This is a genomic window from Neolewinella lacunae (assembly GCF_014349155.1).
Taxonomy (GTDB): Bacteria; Bacteroidota; Bacteroidia; order Chitinophagales; family Saprospiraceae; genus Neolewinella; species Neolewinella lacunae.
On sequence record NZ_JACSIT010000135.1, the window covers coordinates 1 to 21,254 of the forward strand.

The window sequence follows — 21,254 nt, forward strand, 5'->3', positions numbered from 1 at the left end:
ACGCTGACGGTACAGGATGCCGCTGGCCGCCTGCTGCTGACGCGCAAGCTGGAGGCTACGGCTGGCCGCAACCAGGTGACGCTGACGGCAGCGGAGCTGGGCGCTGCGGGTGTACTTACGTACACGCTGACGGCTGGTGACTTCACCGCTACCCGCAAGATGGTGGTGGTACGGTAGGACTGAATTAGTAGTTGCCTTGTGAGAGGCGACCTGGTGGAAAGCCCCGCTGCTCCCTGGTTGGAGTGGTGGGGCTTTTCTCTTTTTGGTGGTAGGACCTTCGGTCTTGGTAGTCGGGCTGAAGCCGCGACAATACCTTGGGCGACCTTCGGTCTTGAGAGAGTCAGGCTGAAGCCGCGACAATACCTTGGGCGACCTTCGGTCCTGGGGTCGGGCTGAAGCCGCGACAATACCTTGGGCGCTGAACTCCGTGTAACTCCATGCTTCACTCCAGGCAACTCCATGGGCCAAAACGAGCCGGACCGTAGGTCCACAGTTGGTCAGGCTGAAGCCGCGACAATACCTGGGGATTCTATCCGGTATTCCCTGGCACTCATCGAAATAGTAGGGAAGCAATGGACCTAAGGGACAATTTTTGTGGGAGCAAAACATTACTACTGGGTCCAACCGGAAGTCTTGCGCGCCCCAGGCTTGTTTCTTCATCTTCAGGCCCGGCCCGGAGATTTACGAGCTAAGCGGAAGCAACAGGCAGCCTTACCCAAGTGTAGTGTCCACCGCACTGAACTCTCCATATTCCCAACCCCAAAGCGTTTACGATGAATAATGCAAAAGACTTCTTTCTCTTCTGTTCGGGCGTTGACCGAACCATCCTCGACCAAGTGCCCTCCGACGAAAACAAGTACTTGGGCATCGGTGGAACCATCTTTTTTACGGGTGTCCTGGCCTTCATTTCGGCGGGCTACGCGCTCTACACCGTATTTGACAGCTACGTCATGGCCGTTCTCTTCGGGGTGGTGTGGGGCCTGATGATTTTCAATCTCGACCGCTACATCGTCTCCAGTATGAAGAGCAAAGGGGGTTTCTTCGGCAATTTTATGGTCGCACTACCCCGAATTGCGATGGCCGTCTTACTGGCACTCGTGATCTCGAAACCCCTGGAACTGAAGATTTTTGAGAAGGAGATCAACGCTGAACTGATCGTGATGGAGCAAGAGACCTTCAAGGCCCAGGAAGACCGCATCCAGGCCCGCTTCAACGATCGCATTGCCGCCCAGGAGGCGGAGATCGCCCAATTGCGGGGTGAACTGGCCGCCAAAACCCTCGCCCGCGACGAAGCTGCCGCTGCGGCCCTGGCCGAAGCCGACGGGAGTGGTGGATCGGGCATCCGGAACATGGGCCCCATTTACCGCGCCAAACAAGCCACGGCTGCTCAGGCCCAGGCTGAGCTGGTGGCCACCCAGGCTGAATTGCAGCCCCGCATTGATGCCCTCCTTGCCGAAGCGGCTGCCTTGCGCAGTGAGGTAAGCAGCGAGATCACGGGCCTGCAGCGCAGCGCCTACGGAGGCATGGCCGCCCGCATCGATGCGCTAGACCGACTCGGCAGCCGCAGCAACGCCATCTACCTGGCCAGCATTTTCATCATGCTCCTGTTCATCGCCATTGAAACGGCCCCGATATTTACGAAACTGATTTCTCCGCGCAGCCCCTACGATCACCTGCTCAACGAGCACGAGCACGTCTACGAAATGGCCGCCAAGGAAAGCATTACCGTGCGGGCCAACGAAGTGAAAAATCGCCTGCGGACCCACACCGAAGTGGGTATTCACCAGACGACGGCGGACATTGCCGCCAAGAAAGCGGAAATCGACCACACCCTGCGCCAGCACCGCGAATCCCTCGGAGCACGCGGCTACGGACTGGGCTAGTGGGCCAACCAAAGTGGCTGGGGAGCACCTCTCCCCAGCCGCTTTTCGTTTTTCTCAGGGCAGACGATCCGTTAGTGCAGGCGGCGTACGGTGGTTGCGGCGCCGATGTGGAAATCAGTGGGGTGGCTGCCCTCCAGGTTTTGGAGAACGAGAAGACCGGGCGTCTTGCCTGGCTCCAGACTACCCAGGTCGGCGGCAAAGCCCAAAGCTTCAGCCCCATTGAGGGTGGCCCAGGTGAGTAAGGTATCGAATGGGACGTAGCTCTGGAACTTACTGATCGTACGCAATTCTTCCAGGATGGAGAGTTGCCAATTGGAGGTCAGAGAGTCGGTCCCGACGGTAACTTTGGCGTTTTCGGCGAGGAAAAGCGCGTAGCGGGGCAAGCGGTTTTCGATGTACAGGTTGGCGTTGGGGCAGGTGGCCCAGAATACGCCGTCTTGGCCCCAGGCACTGGCCGCCCGGATGCCTTCGGCCGTCGTCAGGGTATTGTGAACGAAAAGGGTACGGTTGCGGGGGTCCATGCGGCGCAGGGCGTGAAAAATAGAGCCCTGGCCGGTGGCAGCGAAGTGCTCCAGGCTGGCGCCAAAGCCTTCGAAAAAGGGAAGGAAAGGGCCGGTGCCCGTTCGGAAAAGTTCCTCTTCTGCCTCGGTTTCCTGGTTGTGGATGGAGACGGTGCCTTGGCCTCCATTGAGGGCATTGATCAGGTCATAGAGGGGATCGGAAACGGTGTAAGGGGCGTGGGGTACGGCTGTTTTGGCGTTGCCGCTTTCTGCGCCAGCCTGTCCTTCGTAGACGGGCAGGTAGCCGTCGTAGCTCGCCGCCGCACGGCTGGGCTGCAGAAAGTCAAACATCTCCACGAAGCTGTGGTAGCGGATGGGGCTGCGGCGTTTGACGGCGGCGGTATCGAGCTTATTGCAGATGTCGCCCACCGCCTGGATGCCATTTTCCCACATCAGGGCGTCCTGTTTTTCGATGGCTGCATCGATCTCCTCCTGGGGCATTTCGCGCATGGTTACTACGTCGATCAGGAAGGGGAGCAGCGTCTTACCGGTCTGGCTTTTGCCCGCCAGGTGGCTCAGTTCGAGGTGACAGTGGGTATTGATGAAGCCGGGAATGAGTATGCCGGCGTGTTTTTGGGGCGCGGTCGCAGGTGCAGTGAACGCTGGGTCAGCCGGGTCTTGTACGCTCACAACCTGGCCCTGGGCGTCAATGCCAACGATGCCTCCCTTGATGGGCGGAGCAGCAATGGGGTAGCAGTAATCGGCGGTATGAAAGGTTACCATGGGGGGCGGGGATAAAAGCAAAAGGAGGGGATTCGCAAGCAAATTGGCAGCGACCCGGGCAAATGTCCTTACTTTAGCCCAATTCCGTACTGAATAAGTAGTTTTTCTGATGCAAAAGAATGGATTTTCCCCGCGCCTGGGGTGGGGGCTAATGCTGGGTGTACTGTTCCTGGGCCAGGGCTGTGACCCGGAGCCGTCGCACCTGGCCGTATTGACTTCCCTGGCACCTGCGGCCGCGCCCACGGCCACGCTCCAGCGTCAGGCACCGGATGAGCTCTTCGGCGAACTCTTCCGCCGCGTGCAAATGGAACGGGTGTTTGCCGACGGCAAGACCTTCGTAGACATGATACCCAAGGCCGAACCCAGCGAAATAATGGGCGCCTACGCCGCGGCCAAAGACCTGCCGGGCTTTAATCTCAAGGCTTTTGTGGAGCAGTATTTCGCGCCCCCCGCCCAGCCCGAAAGCGGGTTTGTGAGCGACAGCACGCGGGACATCGCGGACCACATCAACGCCCTTTGGCCCTACCTGACCCGCCGCGCGGGCGCCGACGAAGGTGCCGCCGGCAGCCTCATCCCCCTGCCCAATGACTACGTCGTTCCCGGCGGCCGCTTCCGCGAGGTGTACTACTGGGACAGCTACTTCACCCTGCTCGGCCTGCAAACGGCGGGCCGCAATGACCTCGTGCGCGACATGGTAGAGAACTTCGCCTTCCTAATCGACAAGGTCGGGCACGTACCCAACGGCAACCGGACGTACTACCTCACCCGCTCGCAACCGCCGTTTTTTGCCCTCATGGTGGAAGTCCTGGCCGAAATCGAAGGGGAGGAAGTGTACGCCGAATTCATGCCCCAGCTGATCAGCGAGCACCAGTACTGGATGCAGGGGGCGGCGGACCTGACCCCCAAGCAGCGGGCCAGTAACCACAGCGTCTTACTGGGCGACGGCAGCATCCTCAACCGTTATTACGACGCCGGAGACCGTCCCCGCGCCGAGAGTTACCGCGAAGATGTGCTCACCATCCGGGAAAGTGGCCGCGACAGCCAACTGGTGGCCCGCCACCTGCGCTCGGGGGCAGAATCCGGCTGGGATTATTCCGCCCGCTGGTTTGCCGACGGTGAAAATATTGCCTCCATCGTTACGACCGATATCCTGCCGCCGGACCTCAACAGCTTGCTGTGGAAACTCGAACAGGTGATCAGCGAGCACCACCCCGACGAAACAACGGCTACCAAGTACACCCGCCTGGCCAGCAAACGCGCCGCAGCCATCGATAAATTCCTCTGGAACCCCCTGAGCCGCTACTACGAAGACTACAACTGGACCACCGGCCAACACACCGGCTACCTCACCCTGGCGGGTACCTACCCGTTTTTTGTCGGTTTGGCGCCGCAGGAATACGTCGAGACCGTCGGCAACCGCCTGAGTAAAGACTTCCTCGGTCCCGGTGGCTTGCGGACCTCCCTCCAACGTACGGGCCAGCAGTGGGATGCGCCCAATGGCTGGCCGCCCCTGCAGTGGATGGCCTATAAGGGGATGCTCGACTACGGCCGTATTGCGCTGGCTTTGGAGATCAAGAACCGCTGGATGAAAAACAACCAGCGGGTGTACGCCAACGTGCAGAAGATGGTCGAAAAATACAACGTCGAAGACATCAGCCTCCTGGCCGGCGGCGGGGAGTATCCCGTGCAAGACGGCTTTGGTTGGAGCAACGGCGTGTACCTGCGGATGACGGCGGAGTAAAGGCTATCAGAACCGGTCGCGTTGCATTACCATAAAGGCGATCCCCACGAGCGCAATGCCACTTGCCACCAGCGTGCCCGTCAGGTTGCCATAGAGGTAAAAGCCAGTGGCAAAAAGTACGGCGTAAACGGCTACGGCACCCACCAGCATGGCCAGGATGCCGAAGGCGAGTTTGCCAGAGCCGGTGGCTACGGTGTCTTCGGGAAGGCTCGCCTCCACGGGCCCCCAGCCCGGGCCGCCGGGCTTGATGCGGAGGTAGAAGCTTTGCAGGGTGGCCTCGTCGGTCGGTCGGGTCATGAACGTGACGGCCAGCCAGCCCACGGTGGTAATGGCAATGCCGAGGAGGAGTACCTGCCAGGGCAACAACTCCGGCAAGCCCAGCAACGGATAGACGAAGTGCATAAACAAGGCGACGGCGAAAGAGATGAACATGCCGGCGATTTCGGTAAAGGCGTTGATGCGCCACCAGAACCAGCGCAGGATGAAGATCAGGCCAGTACCCGCACCCACCTGCAGCAGGATATTAAATGCCTCCAAGGCGTTGTTGAGGACCAGAGCGAAGAGGGCGGCCAATACCATCAGGACCACGGTGGTTATGCGGCCGACCATGACGAGGTTTTCCTCCGTTGCACTGGGCTTCATGAAACGCTGGTAGAAGTCATTGACGACGTAAGACGCCCCCCAGTTGAGGTGGGTAGAGAGGGTGGACATCAGGGCCGCAATCAAGGAGGCCACTACGAGCCCCTTCAGCCCCGGCGAAAGAAACGTGAGCATGGCGGAGTAGGCCAGGTCATCGTTGACTTTCTCGGCGTTGGGGAAGGCCACCCGGATGCTGTCCAGATCGGGGAAGACGATCAGGGAAGCGAGGGCGATGAGGATCCAGGGCCAGGGGCGCAGCGCGTAGTGGAACGCGTTGTACAGGAAAGTAGCGCCTACGGCGTGGCGCTCGTTTTTGGCGGCCAACATCCGTTGGGCCACGTAGCCTCCGCCGCCGGGTTCCGAACCGGGGTACCAAACGCTCCACCACTGTACGGCAATGGGAATGAGAAACAGGGGCACGTACATTTCGGGATTATTGAAGTCGGGCAGGAAATCCAGCCGGTCGACCACATTCGGATGGGTGAACAGGACATCGAGGCCACCGATTTCGGGCATATTGACCAAGGCCACGGCCGCCCAGACGGCACCTACCATGGCCAGTCCGAACTGGATAAAATCGGTAATGACAATGCCGCGCAGTCCGCCCAATGCAGAATAGGCCACGGTAATTATCCCGACGAGGAGTACGGTGGTTGTGCCGGGAATGCCCAGCATGACGCTGCCGATCTTGATGCCTGCCAGGCACACGGTAGCCATGATCATGACATTAAAAAACACCCCCAGGTAAATGGCCCGGAAGCCCCGCAGAAAACGGGCCGGAGCGCCGCTGTAGCGCATTTCGTAGAACTCGAGGTCGGTCATGATGCCCGAGCGACGCCAGAGCCGGGCGTACACGAACACTGTGAGCATGCCCGTGAGCAGGAAGGCCCACCAAGCCCAGTTGCCCGCAACACCTTGTTTGCGGACAATGTCAGTGACGAGGTTCGGGGTATCCGCCGAAAAAGTGGTGGCCACCATGGAGATGCCCAACAGCCACCAGGGCATATTGCGGCCGGAGAGAAAGAACTCTTTGGAGGATTGGCCCGACTGCCGGCTGGTGAGGATGCCGACGGCAAGGGAAACGATGAAAAAAACGGCAATGATGCCCCAGTCGAGTGTATTGAGTTGCATGAGCGAAGGGTGGTAGAGTAGCGTGGTGAGCGGGAAGGTAGAGCTTATTTTAGTTTAGTAGTTCATAGTTTATCAGCGGGGTGCTAAAGGATCGACCAGACTATTGCACTAACGACGAATAAACTGCGGCACGAATAAACGCTCAATTACTCAATCCCCAGGATCTTGTGGGTTTGCAGGCTGATGCGCCACTGGGGGTGCTCCAGGCAGTAGCGGACTGTGGCGGGGGTATGGTTGTGGCCGGCTTCGTCTTTGGGTTGCAGGAAAAAGTGCTGGAAGGCCAGGTGGGTAAATGCTGCGGGCTGGGCTGCGGCTTCGGGCTGGGGATAGACGAGTTTGAGTTCGTCGCCGGCCGTAACGACGAGACCGGCGTTGGCTTTGGGGCTAACGCAGACCCAGTCGATACCCGCGGGCAATGGAATGGTGCCGTTGGTTTCCACTGCCACTTCAAAGCCGCGTTCGTGGAGGGCTTCGATCAGGGGCTCGTCGAGTTGCAGCAAAGGCTCGCCGCCGGTACAGACGACGTAGGGTTGTCCGCCGCCCGGCCAAAGGCTTTGCACCAGATCCGCACACTGCACCTGCGTGTAGCGCCCCCCATTCTGGCCGTCGGTGCCAATAAAGTCGGTATCACAAAAGCGGCAAACGGCGTCGTGTCGGTCTTCTTCACGCCCGCTCCAGAGGTTGCAGCCGGTGAAGCGCAGGAATACGGCGGCCCGCCCGGCCTGGGCACCTTCGCCCTGGAGGGTGTAGAAGCATTCCTTGATTTTGTAGGTGCGCACGGGGCCGATCGCGTTTTGGGGCCGCAAAAGTACGCAATTCCGGTCTCAGTCTCCCAGGGCCTGCTCCCAATCCGCCAGCAGATCGGCAGTATTTTCCAGGCCAACGGAGAGGCGCAGCAGGTTATCGGGCGTTTGTGAGTCGGGGCCTTCGACGGAGCGGCGGTGCTCCACGAGGCTCTCCACGCCTCCGAGGCTCGTGGCGGTGGTGAAGAGCCGCAGGCACGCGGCGACGCGCATGGCCGCAGTGCGGTCGCCCCGGATCTGCACGGAAAGCATGCCGCCAAAACCGCCCTGCATCTGTTGGCTGGCCACCGCATGGCCCGGGTGCCCGGGCAGGCCGGGGTAATTAACCCTTTCGATGCCGGGGTGGCTGGCCAGGAAGACCGCGAGTTGGGCAGCGGAGTGGCTTTGGGCGCCAACGCGCAGGTGCAGGGTCTGTATGCCGCGGGCGACCAGCCAGGCGTCAAACGGCGAAGGCACTCCGCCCGTAAGCACCTGGATGCGGCGCAAGCGCGTAGCCAATTCCCCCTCCTCCCGCACGATTACGCAACCCCCGAGCACATCGCTGTGGCCCCCAAAGTACTTGGTCGTGGAATGCATCACGATATCGGCCCCCAGGTCGAGTGGCTTTTGCAAGACCGGCGTCGGCCAGGTATTGTCTACGGCCACCAGGCAGCCGTGGGTTTTGGCCAGTGCGACGATGGCCCGGATGTCCGTAACCTTCAGCAGAGGATTCGACGGTGTTTCCAACCAAATCAGCCGCGTGTTGGGGCGCAGGGCAGCGGCAACGGCGGCCAGATCGACCATATTTACCGGCGTGTAGCTCAGGTCCCAGTCGGCAAAGACCTCGCGGAGGAGGAGCTGGACGTTGTAGTAGGCATCGTCGGGGAGCAACAGGTGGTCGCCCGCCCGCAGACTTTGGAAAACGGCCGTCACCGCGGCCATCCCCGAGCCAAAGGCGAAGGCCGCAGCTCCCCCTTCCAGCTGCGCCAGGCTGTGCTCCAGCAGCTGGCGGTTGGGATTTTCGGCGCGGGAATAAACGAAGCCGTGGTTGTAGCTCCCGTCCTCATTACGGCGGTAAGTGGTGGAAAGGTACAGCGCCGGGACCACCGGGCGGATGTCTTCCGGCAATTGCTGGACGGAGTGAATGGCCTGGGTAGCGGGGTGGAGGTCTTTTTGCATCGGGAGCGGGGGATTGATGGCGTGAAGCTACACCCACACCGGGGAATTTGCGGATTTGGCTACATTTACGACTGCTTATCCCCACTTATCCATACCTCGCCATGCGCAATTTTCTTGCCTTTCTGCTGCTTGTCGCAACGACGGCCGCCTTTGCCCAGTCGCCCCTGTACTTTCCTAGTGATCCGGCCTTGACGCCCGACGGCAAGCACATCGTATTTGCCTATTCGGGCGACCTCTGGAAAGTCGCCACGGCGGGTGGTCGGGCGGATCGCCTGACGGCCTTGGACGGCGCGGAGAGCCACCCCCGGATTTCGCCCGATGGCAAATGGCTCGCCTTCAGCGCCGCCCAGTACGGCAACGACGACGTGTACGTAACTTCGCTGGAAGGCGGCCCGATCCGGCAGCTCACCTTCCACGATGCCAACGACCAGGTGGCCAACTGGAGCTGGGACAGCCAAACCATTTACTTCGCCAGCAATCGCTACAACCGGGGCACTACCTTCGGCGTATCCCGCACCGGCGGCACCCCCGTGCGGCAGTTCGAGCACTACTTCAATACCATCCACAACGTAGCGCCGCACCCGAAGACCGGAGAATTTTACTTCAACGAAAGCTGGGAGAGCAGCATTTTTGCCCACCGCCGGGGTTACCGCGGGCCGTTTAACCCGGATATAAAGTCGTTCGACGCCCAGCGCACCAAAGTAACCAAGCACACCGCGTGGGAAGGCAAAGACCTCTGGCCCATGATCGACCGGGCGGGGAAGGTCTACTTCGTCTCCGACCGCGATAACGATACTTACAACCTCTACCTGCTGGAGGGGAAGGTACCCAAGCCCCTGACCAAATTCCCCACTTCGGTCTTTACGCCTTCGATCAGCGCCGACGGGCAGCAGATCGTGTTCGTGCGCGACTACCAACTGGAGATCTACGATGTAGCCACGGGGAAATCCCGGCGCGTCTCCATCGAGCTGAACGCCTTCCCGGGGCTGGTCAAAACAAAAGACTTCAACACGGACGGTAAACTGGAGGCTTTTGACGTGGCCCGCGATGGTAAGAAGATTGCTTTCGTGTCCCGTGGCTCCCTCTTCGTTTCCGATGCCGAAGGCAAATTCATCCAGCAAGTTCCCACGGGCGAAGAACGGGTGGCGGAGGTCCGCTGGCTCAAAGATGACCGGACCCTCCTCTTCACCCAAACCCTGGGGGGCTACCAGAACCTCTACACCGTTTTGGCCGACGGCAGCGCCGCGCCCGTCCGGCGCACCAACGATACGCGCAACAACCGCGGGCTCGAAATCAGCAAAGACAGCAGCCGCGTCGTGTACCTGAGCGGACGCGACGAAGTACGGGTAATGGACCTCAACGACTTCAGCGTCCAGACCGTCGCCAAACAGGAAATCTGGGCCTTCCAGAACAGCCTGCCGCGGTGGTCGCCCGACGATCGCTACATCCTCTTTACGGGCTACCTGGATTTTGAGCAGGACCTCTTTTTGGTCGATACCAAAGCGGGTAATCGCCTGATCAACCTGACGAATACCGGCGTGACGGAGGCCGACCCGGTGTGGTCTCCCGACGGCAAATACATCTACTTCACCTCCGCGCGCCACCAGCCGAATTACCCCCGGGGTGGGGGAGAGGTCAACCTCTACCGCCTGCCCCTGAAGGCCTTCGACGCGCCTTACGCGGGCGAGAAGTTCAGCAGCCTGTTTGCGGATGAGGAAAAAGGGAAAGGCAAGAAGGACAGTGTGGTGGTGGAAATCGACTTCGCCAACCTGATGGAGCGCATGGAGACGGTGGGGCCGCGTTTTGGCACCCAATCGGGCCCCTTTGTGGTAAAAGACGGTGCCAAGACGGTGGTGTTGTACGGCTCCGACCACGCGGAGGGCAAAACCCTGCTGTACAAGACGGTCTATGAGGACTTCGAAGCACCAAAGACCGAACTGATCAAAGGCAGTGGGGTGGGCAACGCTACGGATCTGGTGACGGCCAAGGGCAAGCACTACGTTCTGGGGGGCGGCAAATTGCAGCAGATTGACCTGAGCCAGAACAAGTTAAACCCGACCGAGCTCAAGCATACTTTCCGGCGCAACCTCGCGGCGGAATTCCGGCAGATGTACTACGAGACCTGGGCCAATTTGGAGGAAAATTTCTACTCAGAAGACTTCCACGGCGTCGATTGGCCGGCTCTGCGCGACCGTTACGCGGCCTACCTGCCGCACCTGACCAACCGCGCCGATCTGCGGCGGCTGACCAACGACCTGCTGGGGGAGTTGAACACGTCGCACTTTGGCTTCAACAGCTCCGGCAGCGAGGAGCGGACTACGGATCGGGCGCAGAGCCTGGCCCTGGGGCTGGAATTTTCGGCCACTGACCCTTACCTCATCACGGGCATTATTGCCGATGGACCCGCGGACCGTGCGGGCATCGACCTGCGGCCGGGCGATCGGCTGGTGGCCATCGACGGGGAGCGGATTGACCCTACGCGCAACCGCGAGGCTTACCTGAGTCGGCCGAGTGTAGATAAAGAAGTGGCGCTGACGCAGGTGCGGGGAACGGTGGAAAGCATTGTTCGTCTCCACCCCACGACTACCGCCGAAGAGCGCAATCACCGCTACGACGCCTGGGTGGACGACTGCCAGCGGCGCGTGGACGAGCAAACGGAACAACGGGTGGCCTACATCCACATGAAAAACATGGGCGGCGGCGAGCTCGACAACTTCCTCAACGAAATGGTCTCCGAAGGTCACCGGCGGGATGCGCTGATTCTGGACCTCCGCTACAACACGGGCGGCAACGTCCACGATGCGGTATTGCAATTCCTCCAGCAAAAACCTTACCTCCGTTGGAAGTACCGGGGCGGGGCCGCCGCTGCGCAGCCCAACTTTGCCCCCAGCGCCAAGCCCATCGTCCTGCTCATCAACGAGCAAAGCCTCTCCGACGCCGAAATGACCACCGAAGGCTTCAAGCAACTGGGGCTGGGGACGGTCATGGGCACCCCCACTTACCGCTGGATCATTTTCACTTCCGGCAAAGGGCTCGTCGACGGCTCCTTCTACCGTCTGCCCAGCTGGGGGTGCTATGCCCTCGACGGCAGGAACCTCGAAAAAACCGGTGTGGAACCCGACATCCGCATCGACAACACCGCCGCAGACCGGCAGGCGGGCCGTGACCCCCAGCTTGATGCCGCCATCCGGGAAGTGTTGCGGCAGTTGAAGTAACTCCATGGGTATGCCGGACCGGAGGTCCGTAGTTGGTCGGGCTAAAGCCGCGAGAATACCTTGAGCGAAACTCCATGTATAACTCCAAGCAACTCCATGGGCTAAAAATGGGCCTTCGGTCATGGTAGTCGGGCTGAAGCCGCGACAATACCTTGAGCGAAACTCCAAGCAACTCCATGGGCTAAAAAAAGGGCCTTCGGCCTTGGTAGTCGGGCTGAAGCCGCGAGAATACCTTGAGCGAAACTCCAAGCAACTCCATGTATAACTCCAAGCAACTCCATGGGCTAAAAAAAGGGCCCTCGGCCTTGGTAGTCGGGCTGAAGCCGCGACAATACCTTGAGCGAAACTCCATGCAACTCCCTGGGCTAAAAAAGCCGGACCGGAGGTCCGGATCCATCCCGACAATCCCATGGGCCAAAAACCAGCCAGCATGATCGAACTGAAAACCAAACTTCAACTCGCCGACGAGGACCTCAACTACGGAAGCCTGTATTATACCGTCTTCCCCGTCCCGCGCAGCAGCGTAGCGACCCTGCTGGAGCGCGAGCACAACGCTACCCGGGTACTGGTGAAAGTCAATGGCCGGGGCAACCTGAGCGCGGGGTTAATGCCGGATGGCAAGGGCGACTTTTTCATCACCGTCAGTAAGGAGGTGCGCAGGAAATTCGATCTGGAAGAAGGCCAGGCGGTAGTACTCCAGATCAGCCCCGACGACAGCGAGTACGGTATGCCCCTGCCCGAAGAGGTGGCGGAGTTGTGGGCGATGGACGAAGAGGCCTACACCGTCTTCCATACCCTTACCCCGGGCAAACAGCGGGGATTGCTCTACGTCATCGGTAAACCCAAACGCCCGGAGACCCGCGTGAAAAAGGCCGTGCAGATTTTTGAATACCTTAAGTCCGTTGGCGGTAAGTTGGATTACCGGGAGCTGAATGCGTACATGAAGGCGGAGAATGAGCGGTGGTAGGGGAGTGAGTGAATGCGTGAATGATTGAATGCGTGAATGGCTACCGCATGCGACTGGCTACCGCACAGGATTTGCCGCCGCAGGGGATAAGCTGCCGCAGACTGTTCACATAGGTGTCTGGCGAAAACTATGAACTATGAACTATGAACTACTACACGGGGCGTCCTTCCCTGCTCTTTAGTCCTCGCCTGGCACCTGCGGCCGCGCCCCGCTGACCAGGCTCCGCACAATAATCAGCGGGTGGTGTTCATTAAAGTGCTCGTTGGAAAGCTAACTTCGGCCCCGGGAATTTCCGCCCGCCACTTTCTACCGACACGAATGACCAGCAACACGCGATTTATGTACCGACTACTCTTTTTTCTACTGGCTGCATCCACCTCCTGGGGCGTATTTGCCCAGCAATTTACGGGAATCTACCAGCCCTCCGACGCCGAAGTGCGGCAGGTGACGGTGGGCGGCTGGGAGGCTTTCCTGGCCGAGCACAAGCGCCAAAACCAGGCAGGATTTCGCCTGCGGGACCTGGAGACCTACAAACAAGGCGGCGATGACCGTAAGTACGTGGGCCTCTACTCTGAGAGTCCACTGATTGACTCGGTGGGCAAGGCCAGCAGTTGGACCGAATTCATCAAAATGAAGCGGGACATGGTAAAGGCGGGCTACACGATGGTGGACATCGCGGCCGTGGTGCTCAACGAACGCGACTACGATTTTTACGGGGTTTGGGTGAAAGAAGCTCACCCCACGATTCACAAAGTCTGGTTGCTCGAAAGCCGTGAAAGCATTGAGAAAAGGACCACCATCATGGCCAAAGACCGCTTTAAGATCAAGCGCGTTCACGTCTTGAACATCCCCAATGGCGAACCATCTTTCGTGGTGCTGTACCATTTTTCACCGATTGACCGCTTTAACTTTTTGTACTTCGCCGACGATCTGGAGACTTTCCGGCAGGAACGGGACGAGCGGCGGCGCAGTAAAGTGGAGCTTATCGACTTCGACCGTTACCGGGAAGGGGACAAAACCGCCTACGTAGCCATTTTTCAGGACGGGGAATACGACAGCGAATTCATCTCCGGCGTCTCCATCGAAACCATTAACGAGCAGGCACGGGCGCTGGAAAAAAGCCGGGGGCTGAAGTTGACCAACCTGAGCGTGGATTAGGGGTGGGGTAGGGCGAAATCCTCGGGTGAACGGCGTACCTTGCCCGACGCCAGAATCCAGTGCCATGCCCGCCGTACCCAGTATTCCCCTCTTTAAAGTGTTGCCCAACGTGTTGCGCACGGCCCGGCGGCCCATTGAAGTGTTTCAGGAATACCACCAGATTTACGGCGATAACTTGCTCCTTTCCGTGGGGGGAAGCCGGCGGACCCACCTGACGGCCGACCCCGAGGTGATCCAGCACGTTTTGCAGCGCAACCACCGGAACTACGATAAGAGCGAGATCCAGGCCACCCAGATGGCCAAGTACCTCGGCAAGGGCCTGCTGACCAACACGGGCCAACCGTGGCTGACCCAGCGGCGGCTCATTCAGCCCGGCTTCCACCGCAAGCGCCTGGATAGCCTGGTAACGGAGATGCGTGCGGTCATCGAACGGCAGTGCGCTCAATTGGATGCGGCCCGGGCGGCGGGCAGCACCCTCTCTTTGCACGGCTTTACGCGCTCGGCCGTTTTTCGCATCATCGCCCGGGCGATCTTTACCGATGGCTTTTCCGAGCAAGAGACCATGGAGTTGAACCGGACGATGGACGCCATCCAGGCCTTCATCATTTATCCGGTCCGGATGCCCTTTCTCCGCAAGCCCCTGCGCTGGATCGGCCGGGAGGGCAAATACCTCGCCATGGCCACCTCCATCCGGCAGCGCTTGCAGGAGCGGATCGACGAGCGGCGGGCGGGGGGAGCCCAGGATGATCTCCTGCAAATGCTGCTGGACAGCCGCTACGAAGACGACGGCACACCGATGGCCGACGAGCAATTGATCGACGAGATCATGATCCTCTTCGCCGCCGGGCACGAGACCAGCGCCAACGCCCTGGCCTGGACGATCTGGCTGCTGTTGCAGCACCCGGAAGAACTGGCGAAGGTCAAAGCAGAAATTGCGGCGGCCAAAACGCTTGGCCCGCTGGACCTGGACGGGGTGAAAAACCTGCCCTACCTGACCCAGGTCATTGAGGAAAGCATGCGGCTTTACCCGCCCGCCTGGATTACCGACCGGGTGGCCCTGGGCCCCGACGTAGCCAACGGTTACGCCATCGACACCCATACGGTAGTGGGCATCTTCATTTACGGCCTGCACCACAACCCCCGCTACTGGCCGGAGCCGGAACGCTTTTGGCCCGAACGGATGTCGGCCGCCGCCAAAAAAGACCGCCACCCCTACGCATTCCTGCCCTTCGGTGCCGGACCCCGCCTGTGCATCGGCAACCACTTTGCCATGTTGGAAATGCAGCTGTTCCTGGCACAGGTGCTTGGCGACTACACGTTGGAGCTGACCACGCCCGCTGCTGAGGTGGGGGTGAAGCCCTACATTACCTTGCACATGGACCGGGAGGTGGGCGTGCGGGTGTGCTGAGACGATTTCAAGCATTTCCATTTTTTACTGATTTCCAACTATGCAATTACTTCCCGACCTTTCATTAGTCCTCGCCTCCCAATCCCCCCGCCGCGCCTACCTCCTGGAGCAGGCGGGCATTCCCTTCGTGGTGCGTACCGCCGATACGGAAGAGGTCTATCCCCCGGAAACGCCGGTACTGGAGGTAGCACCGTATCTTGCCGAACTCAAGGCGGAAGGCGCGCGCCACCTGTTGCAGCACGATGACGAGGTACTCCTGACGGCGGACAGCGTGGTCATCCTCGACAGCCTGATCTATGGTAAACCAGCCGACCGGGACGAAGCCATTTCCACCTTGCGGCGCTTGGCAGGGCGTACCCACACTGTAGTCACCGGCTGCTGCCTGCTGGACGCCCGCAGGAAGGAAGTTTTTAGCGGCATCAGCTACGTGACCTTTAACGACATGACCGACGCAGAAATCACCTGGTACGTAGACCACTGCCAGCCTTACGATAAAGCAGGTGCCTACGCCATCCAGGAATGGGTGGGGCTGGCCAAAATCTCCCGGATCGAAGGCACTTACCCCAACATCATGGGCCTGCCGGTAGACCTGGTGTACGAACGGCTTTTGAAGTGGAAGTAGAGAATGGGCGAATGAGCGAATGCGTGAATGGCTACCGCACGGGACATGCTAATGCACTGGAAAGGTAACTGCGCTTGCCAAATGACCAGGAGGGTGTATCACTCCTAAAATAAGTGAATGTTTTTGAAGCAGTTTCTTCAAATTTGGTGACATTGCATTTCCAAGCGTCCAAATTCGCCCACCACAGGCTTACGGAATCTAAAGATATGCGGCAGCTAATCCAATGCGGCAGCCTGTCAAATGCGGCAGCCATTCACTCATCCACCCATTCACTCATGCAATACCTCGCCTCCCTCGCCATCGCCCTCGTTCTCCTCACTGCCTGTGGCAACGCCGATACCCCGGAAGCCGCCCCACCCACCGAAAATTGGCAAGACCTGTTCAACGGGCAAGACCTGACGGGCTGGACCATCAAAATGTCGGGCCGCGAGCTGGGTGAGAATTACCTGAACACCTTCGCCGTAGAGGACGGCATGCTGCGCATCAAATATGCCGAGTACGACAGCTTCCGCAACGAATACGGCCATATTTACTACGAGCAGCCGTACAGCAATTACCGCCTGCGCTTTGAGTACCGCTTTACCGGCGAGCAGACGCCCGGCGGAGCAACCTGGAACGTGCGCAACAGTGGCGTGATGCTGCATTCTCAGTCGGCGGCCAGCAATGAATTTGACCAGGATTTCCCCGTCTCCATCGAACTCCAACTGCTCGGTGGCCTCAGCAACGGCGAAGCCCGCACCACCGGCAACGTCTGCACCCCCGGCACCGCCGTCATGATGGGCGACACCATCAACTACCAACACTGCATCAGCTCCTCCTCCCGAACCTACGACGGCGACCGCTGGGTGAAAGCCGAAGCCATCGTCAACGGCGGTGAATCGATGCACTTTCTCATTGAAGGAGACACGGTGCTTTCTTTCCAACAACCCCTGGTGGCCTCCCTGGATATGACCCAAGAAGTGGAGGCCTTCGGACTGTCCGCCAGCTGGGTGGAGAAAAACGGGCAGAAACTCCCTACGGGATACATCGCGCTACAGGCGGAGAGCCACCCGATTGACTTCCGGAATATCCAGTTGCTGGAGTTGCGCTAAGCAAAAAGCTTTTCAGCGAGCAGCAATTCTCAGTTTAACCATTTTGAGTTTACTACCTTGCAAAAATCAGGGGAAATTTCTCCACTATTGGTTTAAAAAGGCATACTGACGAAATAAAATTTGGTTTTCCCAAAAATCCTACTGCATCAGCCACCCAAACCAGCCCTAAGCCAACACCGCCTTCACCGCATCAGCCGCATCCTGCAAAGCAATGGCGGACCGCACGTTCAGGCCGGAGTTGTCGATCAGCTCCTTGGCAATGTCGGCATTGGTGCCTTGCAGGCGGACGATGATGGGCACCTTAATGTCGCCGATGTTGTTGTAGGCATCGACTACGCCCTGGGCGACGCGATCACAGCGGACGATGCCGCCGAAGATGTTGATCAGGATGGCCTCCACTTTGGGGTCACGCAGGATGATGCGGAAAGCTTTTTCCACGCGGGCGGCGTCGGCGGTACCTCCTACGTCGAGGAAGTTGGCGGGTTCGCCGCCGGAGAGCTTGATGATGTCCATGGTCGCCATGGCCAGGCCTGCGCCGTTGACCATACAACCGACGTTGCCGTCGAGGTTAACGTAGTTGAGGCCATAGCTCTGGGCTTCCACCTCCGTGGGGTCTTCCTCGGTCGTATCGCGCATCTCGGCGAGCTCGGGGTGGCGGTACAGGGCGTTGCCGTCAAGGCTGAATTTGCAGTCGACAGCCACAATCCGGTCGTCGCCCGTATGCAAACAGGGGTTGATCTCGATCAGGCTGGCGTCGGCACCGAGGTAAGCGCGGTAGAGGTTGGTGATGAACTTGGTCATGTTCTTAAACGCCGTGCCTTCCAGGCCCAGGTTGAAAGCCACCTCGCGGGCGTCGAAGCCTTGCATGCCCAACTCGGGGTCAATGTAGGTTTTGTGCACCAGTTCGGGCGTCTCCTCGGCCACCTGCTCAATGTCCATGCCCCCCTGGGTAGAGTGGATGATGACGTTGCGCTGCTTCTGGCGGTCCATCAGAATGGAGACGTAGTATTCTTTGTTGGCCGAAAAATCGGGGGCGTAGGCGTCTTCGGCAATGAGAATTTTGTTTACTTGCTTGCCGGGCCCTTCCATCCCGCCGGGGGTTTGGGGGGTTTTTAGCTGCATCCCCAGGATGGCATTGATGTACTGCTCCGCTTCTGCGCGGTTCTTGGCCAGTTTCACCCCACCACCTTTGCCGCGGCCACCGGCGTGAATCTGGGCTTTGATAACGGCGAATCCGGATCCGGTTTCCTGGGCCAGCCGATCGTAGCTGGTCATGGCTTCTTCAACGGTATCGGCGGCGTATCCGTTCTGGATCGGGACGCCGTACTTGACAAGAATGGATTTTCCCTGGTATTCGTGGAGGTTCATGCGCTGGGGTTGTGAATTTGGGCGAAGGTAAGGAGCCCGCACGGAAATTGAAGCCTCCGGGCACTAATCTGTCGGATTTTGCGCTTCTGCCCTCGCCGCACCAGGTGTAGCGTAACCATTTTTCCGTTGTGTATTGGGGCGCGGACGCAGGTGCTCCCCCCCGGCCCCCCAAAGGGGGGAGACAGGACAATGAGCAAGGTGCCTGACAAACTTTCGCATTCCCGGAGAATCTTCCACCCACAGGCCACGTTTATCATCACCTTTGTGTCTACATCCCGAGAGCGCACCCCCGTGGGTGGCATTTGAGCGCCCAACCAAGTGTATGAAGATCCTACTACTGACCAAGAAATTCCCCTACCCACTCAAGGATGGCGAAAGCCAGGCCATTCACGGCCTCAGCAAGAGTTTGAGCGAGCTGGGTTGTGAGGTAAGCCTGCTGGCCATGAATACCAGCAAGCACTTTTTCGCCGGCCAGGTACTCCCCGATAAGATGAGCCACTACCGCGAAGTGCGCACCGTGAGCGTCAACAACGAACTGGGCCTGTTCGACGCTGCGCACAACCTCGTCCGGGGAACTTCCTACCACATCAGTCGCTTCGATTTGCCCGACTACCACTCCGCCCTCGCCCGCTGGTTGATGGAGGAGACCTTCGACGTGGTACAGCTCGAAACCCTCTACCTCGCTCCCTACATTCCCACCATCCGCAAGCACTCCGAAGCCCAGGTGGTCATGCGCTCCCACAACGTGGAACACGAAATCTGGGAACGCTGCAGCGAAAACATCCGCTTTGCCCCCAAACGCTGGTACCTGCGCCACCTCACCCGGCAGCTGGCCGAATACGAGCGGCAACAACTTAACCAGTACGATCTGCTGCTGCCCATCACCGGCCGCGACGAGCGGCACTTCAAGGCCCTCGGCTTCCGGGGCGAAAGCATGGTCTTGCCCATTGGCCTGGATACCGTTTGCGGAGAGCCCCGCTACGACAGTTACAGCAAGCCCCTCAGCCTCCACTTCATCGGTTCCCTCGATTGGCTGCCCAACCTCGAAGGGCTGCAGTGGTTCCTGAACGACGTCTGGCCGCAGGTCCACCGCCGTTTCCCGGAGCTGGAGTTCCACATTGCCGGCCGCAATATGCCTCCTTCCCTCCAGGCATTGCGCATGAAGAACGTCATCATCCACGGCGAGGTGGAAAGCAGCTGCGACTTCGTAGCCGCCCACAGCATCAGCATCGTGCCCTTGCTCAGTGGCGGCGGAATGCGGGCCAAGATTCTGGAAGCCATGTCTTTGGGCCGCGTCGTCATCTCTACCTCCGTTGGCCTGGAAGGCATCAGCGCCAAACACCGCCGTGATCTTTTCATTGCCGACACGGCTGGCCAGTTCGTCGAAGTGCTCAGCGAATGTCTGCTCCGGGGCCGCAAGCTGGAACGCATCGGCCGCGCTGCCGTGACTTGCTTCCAGAAGAAGTACGACCGCCGCGTTCTGGCCCAGCGCTTGCTCGATCGCTACGCCGCCCTCGTCAGCCGCGAAGAGGTGGAGACCATCGGGTGAGCCCCTGCCCGGTGGATTGCACCACGGCCTTCTCCTAAGTTCTGGAAAGTACCGACCTAAGCCGATTGCCGTACCTTTGGCCCATGCGCAGCTTCCTCAAAATTTCGGCCGGGCTCCTGGGGCTCCTCCTTCTTTACGTCGTAGGTATCCTGCTGTTTGGCACCTTTACCGACTGGACACCAAAGGGGACCCAAAGCCTGCCCGTCACCGCACCCGCAGCGGGGGCACCTGCTGGCATCCAGGACTCCGTGCTCCGCTTCGTTACCTGGAACGTGGGCTACGGCGGGATCGGGGACCAGGATTTTTTCTTCTACAACAAAGGCGATTTCTTCTGGACCAAGCCGGGCACGGTGCGCATGGCTAAAGCGCGCGTAGCGGCCAACGTTTTTGGACAAGAAGCCACCCTGAAAGCAAACGCCAGCGACTTCTACCTGCTTCAGGAGGTGGACACCGCCGCCCGCCGCAGCCACTACACCAACCAGGTGGCCAACGCCCGGCTGGCGCTGCCTGGCTACTTCGTCGCCTTCGCGCCCAATTTCCAAAGCCAGCGGGTGCCCCTGCCCCTGTTTCAGCCATGGGACCATTACGGCTACGTGGTAAGCGGCCTGGTTTCTGCCGCACGCTACCCCGCCGCCAGCGCGGAGCGCGTCCAGTTGCCGGGGGAATTTCCCTGGCCGAGCCGCTTGTTTCACCTCGACCGTTGTGCGCTGCGCCAGCTTTATCCCGTGGGCAACGCGGGCAAGATGCTGGCCGTGTACAACATTCACCTTTCGGCCTACGATAAGGACGGATCCATCCGCCACCAGCAGATCGGGGCGCTGCGGGAACTGGCGCTGGCCGATTACGCGGCGGGACATTACGTCGTCATTGGCGGCGATTGGAACCAGCTGCCGCCCGGCTTCAACTGGTTCAGCCTTAACCCTACCGTGGAACAGATCGAACTGCCCAAAGCCCTCGCCTTCGATTACCTGCCGCCGGGCTGGAAGTACGCCTACGACCCCGCTACGGCTACCGTCCGGGAAAGCGACGCCCCCTACGATGCGCACCGGAGCCTGAAATCAGTCATCGACTTTTTTGTTGTCAGTCCCAACCTGCGGATTCGCAGTGTGCGGGGCATTGATCAGGAGTTTATGTTCAGCGACCACCACCCGGTTTACCTCGAAGTGGAGTTGCTGGACAGCAATTAGACGCCGGCCCCCGACCCACCTTGCTGCTCCCCCGGTGGGGGTTGGGGGGCG

General features: G+C 59.7%; 15 protein-coding genes. 10 read left to right on the plus strand and 5 right to left on the minus strand.

Annotated features, from left to right (window positions below; all coding sequences use genetic code 11):
* The first annotated feature begins 773 nt into the window (after positions 1-773).
* A complete protein-coding gene (locus tag H9S92_RS14125) occupies positions 774-1,883 on the plus strand; it encodes a DUF4407 domain-containing protein (protein ID WP_187467347.1) in 1,110 nt (369 codons plus the stop codon).
* Between the two features lie 71 nt (positions 1,884-1,954).
* On the opposite strand, the gene H9S92_RS14130 is transcribed toward H9S92_RS14125, so the two are convergent.
* On the minus strand, positions 1,955-3,166 hold the full coding sequence (locus H9S92_RS14130; RefSeq protein WP_187467348.1) for an amidohydrolase family protein: 1,212 nt from the start codon (positions 3,164-3,166) through the stop codon (positions 1,955-1,957).
* Between the two features lie 109 nt (positions 3,167-3,275).
* On the opposite strand from H9S92_RS14130, the gene treF reads away from it, so the two are divergent.
* A complete protein-coding gene (gene treF / locus H9S92_RS14135) occupies positions 3,276-4,907 on the plus strand; it encodes an alpha,alpha-trehalase TreF (RefSeq protein ID WP_246463876.1) in 1,632 nt (543 codons plus the stop codon).
* A 6-nt stretch (positions 4,908-4,913) separates the two neighbouring features.
* Here the strand turns inward: treF and H9S92_RS14140 are convergent, their stop codons facing one another.
* The 3 genes from H9S92_RS14140 to H9S92_RS14150 all read right to left on the minus strand — a co-directional run bounded on the left by H9S92_RS14140 (position 4,914) and on the right by H9S92_RS14150 (position 8,638).
* The gene (locus H9S92_RS14140) at positions 4,914-6,677 is read right to left on the minus strand and encodes a sodium:solute symporter family protein (RefSeq protein ID WP_187467349.1); all 1,764 of its coding nucleotides are present in this window, start codon (positions 6,675-6,677) and stop codon (positions 4,914-4,916) included.
* Between the two features lie 146 nt (positions 6,678-6,823).
* On the minus strand, positions 6,824-7,456 hold the full coding sequence (gene queE / locus H9S92_RS14145; protein ID WP_187467350.1) for a 7-carboxy-7-deazaguanine synthase: 633 nt from the start codon (positions 7,454-7,456) through the stop codon (positions 6,824-6,826).
* A 45-nt stretch (positions 7,457-7,501) separates the two neighbouring features.
* Positions 7,502-8,638: a trans-sulfuration enzyme family protein gene (locus tag H9S92_RS14150; protein ID WP_187467351.1), complete on the minus strand. Its 1,137-nt coding sequence runs from the start codon at positions 8,636-8,638 to the stop codon at positions 7,502-7,504.
* A gap of 101 nt (positions 8,639-8,739) precedes the next feature.
* On the opposite strand from H9S92_RS14150, the gene H9S92_RS14155 reads away from it, so the two are divergent.
* The 6 genes from H9S92_RS14155 to H9S92_RS14180 all read left to right on the plus strand — a co-directional run bounded on the left by H9S92_RS14155 (position 8,740) and on the right by H9S92_RS14180 (position 17,099).
* Positions 8,740-11,853: a S41 family peptidase gene (locus H9S92_RS14155; RefSeq protein WP_187467352.1), complete on the plus strand. Its 3,114-nt coding sequence runs from the start codon at positions 8,740-8,742 to the stop codon at positions 11,851-11,853.
* A 430-nt stretch (positions 11,854-12,283) separates the two neighbouring features.
* On the plus strand, positions 12,284-12,820 hold the full coding sequence (locus H9S92_RS14160; protein WP_187467353.1) for a YdeI/OmpD-associated family protein: 537 nt from the start codon (positions 12,284-12,286) through the stop codon (positions 12,818-12,820).
* Positions 12,821-13,159: 339 nt separating this feature from the next.
* The gene (locus H9S92_RS14165; RefSeq protein ID WP_187467354.1) at positions 13,160-13,978 is read left to right on the plus strand and encodes a hypothetical protein; all 819 of its coding nucleotides are present in this window, start codon (positions 13,160-13,162) and stop codon (positions 13,976-13,978) included.
* Positions 13,979-14,042: 64 nt separating this feature from the next.
* Entirely contained in the window at positions 14,043-15,386 is a 1,344-nt protein-coding gene (locus tag H9S92_RS14170; protein WP_187467355.1) for a cytochrome P450, read from the plus strand.
* A 40-nt stretch (positions 15,387-15,426) separates the two neighbouring features.
* Positions 15,427-16,008 (plus strand): Maf family protein, encoded by a 582-nt coding sequence (locus H9S92_RS14175; protein WP_187467356.1) that lies wholly within the window; start codon positions 15,427-15,429, stop codon positions 16,006-16,008.
* A gap of 275 nt (positions 16,009-16,283) precedes the next feature.
* Positions 16,284-17,099, plus strand: coding sequence for a 3-keto-disaccharide hydrolase (locus H9S92_RS14180; RefSeq protein ID WP_187467357.1), 816 nt, complete (start codon positions 16,284-16,286; stop codon positions 17,097-17,099).
* 165 nt (positions 17,100-17,264) lie between these two features.
* Here H9S92_RS14180 and sucC read toward each other — a convergent pair whose 3' ends face one another.
* Positions 17,265-18,467, minus strand: coding sequence for an ADP-forming succinate--CoA ligase subunit beta (gene sucC, locus H9S92_RS14185; RefSeq protein ID WP_187467358.1), 1,203 nt, complete (start codon positions 18,465-18,467; stop codon positions 17,265-17,267).
* Between the two features lie 322 nt (positions 18,468-18,789).
* Here sucC and H9S92_RS14190 point away from each other — a divergent pair, with 322 nt between their 5' ends.
* Both H9S92_RS14190 and H9S92_RS14195 read left to right on the plus strand, forming a co-directional pair.
* The gene (locus H9S92_RS14190; protein ID WP_187467359.1) at positions 18,790-20,016 is read left to right on the plus strand and encodes a glycosyltransferase family 4 protein; all 1,227 of its coding nucleotides are present in this window, start codon (positions 18,790-18,792) and stop codon (positions 20,014-20,016) included.
* Positions 20,017-20,099: 83 nt separating this feature from the next.
* Entirely contained in the window at positions 20,100-21,203 is a 1,104-nt protein-coding gene (locus H9S92_RS14195) for an endonuclease/exonuclease/phosphatase family protein (RefSeq protein ID WP_187467360.1), read from the plus strand.
* The last annotated feature ends 51 nt before the right edge of the window (positions 21,204-21,254 follow it).

Coding starts and splice junctions, on each gene's coding strand:
- H9S92_RS14125 (WP_187467347.1), top strand. CDS start 774: ATGAATAATGCAAAAGACTTCTTTCTCTTCTGTTCGGGCGTTGACCGA.
- H9S92_RS14130 (WP_187467348.1), bottom strand. CDS start 3,166: ATGGTAACCTTTCATACCGCCGATTACTGCTACCCCATTGCTGCTCCG.
- treF (WP_246463876.1), top strand. CDS start 3,276: ATGCAAAAGAATGGATTTTCCCCGCGCCTGGGGTGGGGGCTAATGCTG.
- H9S92_RS14140 (WP_187467349.1), bottom strand. CDS start 6,677: ATGCAACTCAATACACTCGACTGGGGCATCATTGCCGTTTTTTTCATC.
- H9S92_RS14150 (WP_187467351.1), bottom strand. CDS start 8,638: ATGCAAAAAGACCTCCACCCCGCTACCCAGGCCATTCACTCCGTCCAG.
- H9S92_RS14155 (WP_187467352.1), top strand. CDS start 8,740: ATGCGCAATTTTCTTGCCTTTCTGCTGCTTGTCGCAACGACGGCCGCC.
- H9S92_RS14160 (WP_187467353.1), top strand. CDS start 12,284: ATGATCGAACTGAAAACCAAACTTCAACTCGCCGACGAGGACCTCAAC.
- H9S92_RS14165 (WP_187467354.1), top strand. CDS start 13,160: ATGTACCGACTACTCTTTTTTCTACTGGCTGCATCCACCTCCTGGGGC.
- H9S92_RS14170 (WP_187467355.1), top strand. CDS start 14,043: ATGCCCGCCGTACCCAGTATTCCCCTCTTTAAAGTGTTGCCCAACGTG.
- H9S92_RS14175 (WP_187467356.1), top strand. CDS start 15,427: ATGCAATTACTTCCCGACCTTTCATTAGTCCTCGCCTCCCAATCCCCC.
- H9S92_RS14180 (WP_187467357.1), top strand. CDS start 16,284: ATGCAATACCTCGCCTCCCTCGCCATCGCCCTCGTTCTCCTCACTGCC.
- sucC (WP_187467358.1), bottom strand. CDS start 18,467: ATGAACCTCCACGAATACCAGGGAAAATCCATTCTTGTCAAGTACGGC.
- H9S92_RS14190 (WP_187467359.1), top strand. CDS start 18,790: ATGAAGATCCTACTACTGACCAAGAAATTCCCCTACCCACTCAAGGAT.
- H9S92_RS14195 (WP_187467360.1), top strand. CDS start 20,100: ATGCGCAGCTTCCTCAAAATTTCGGCCGGGCTCCTGGGGCTCCTCCTT.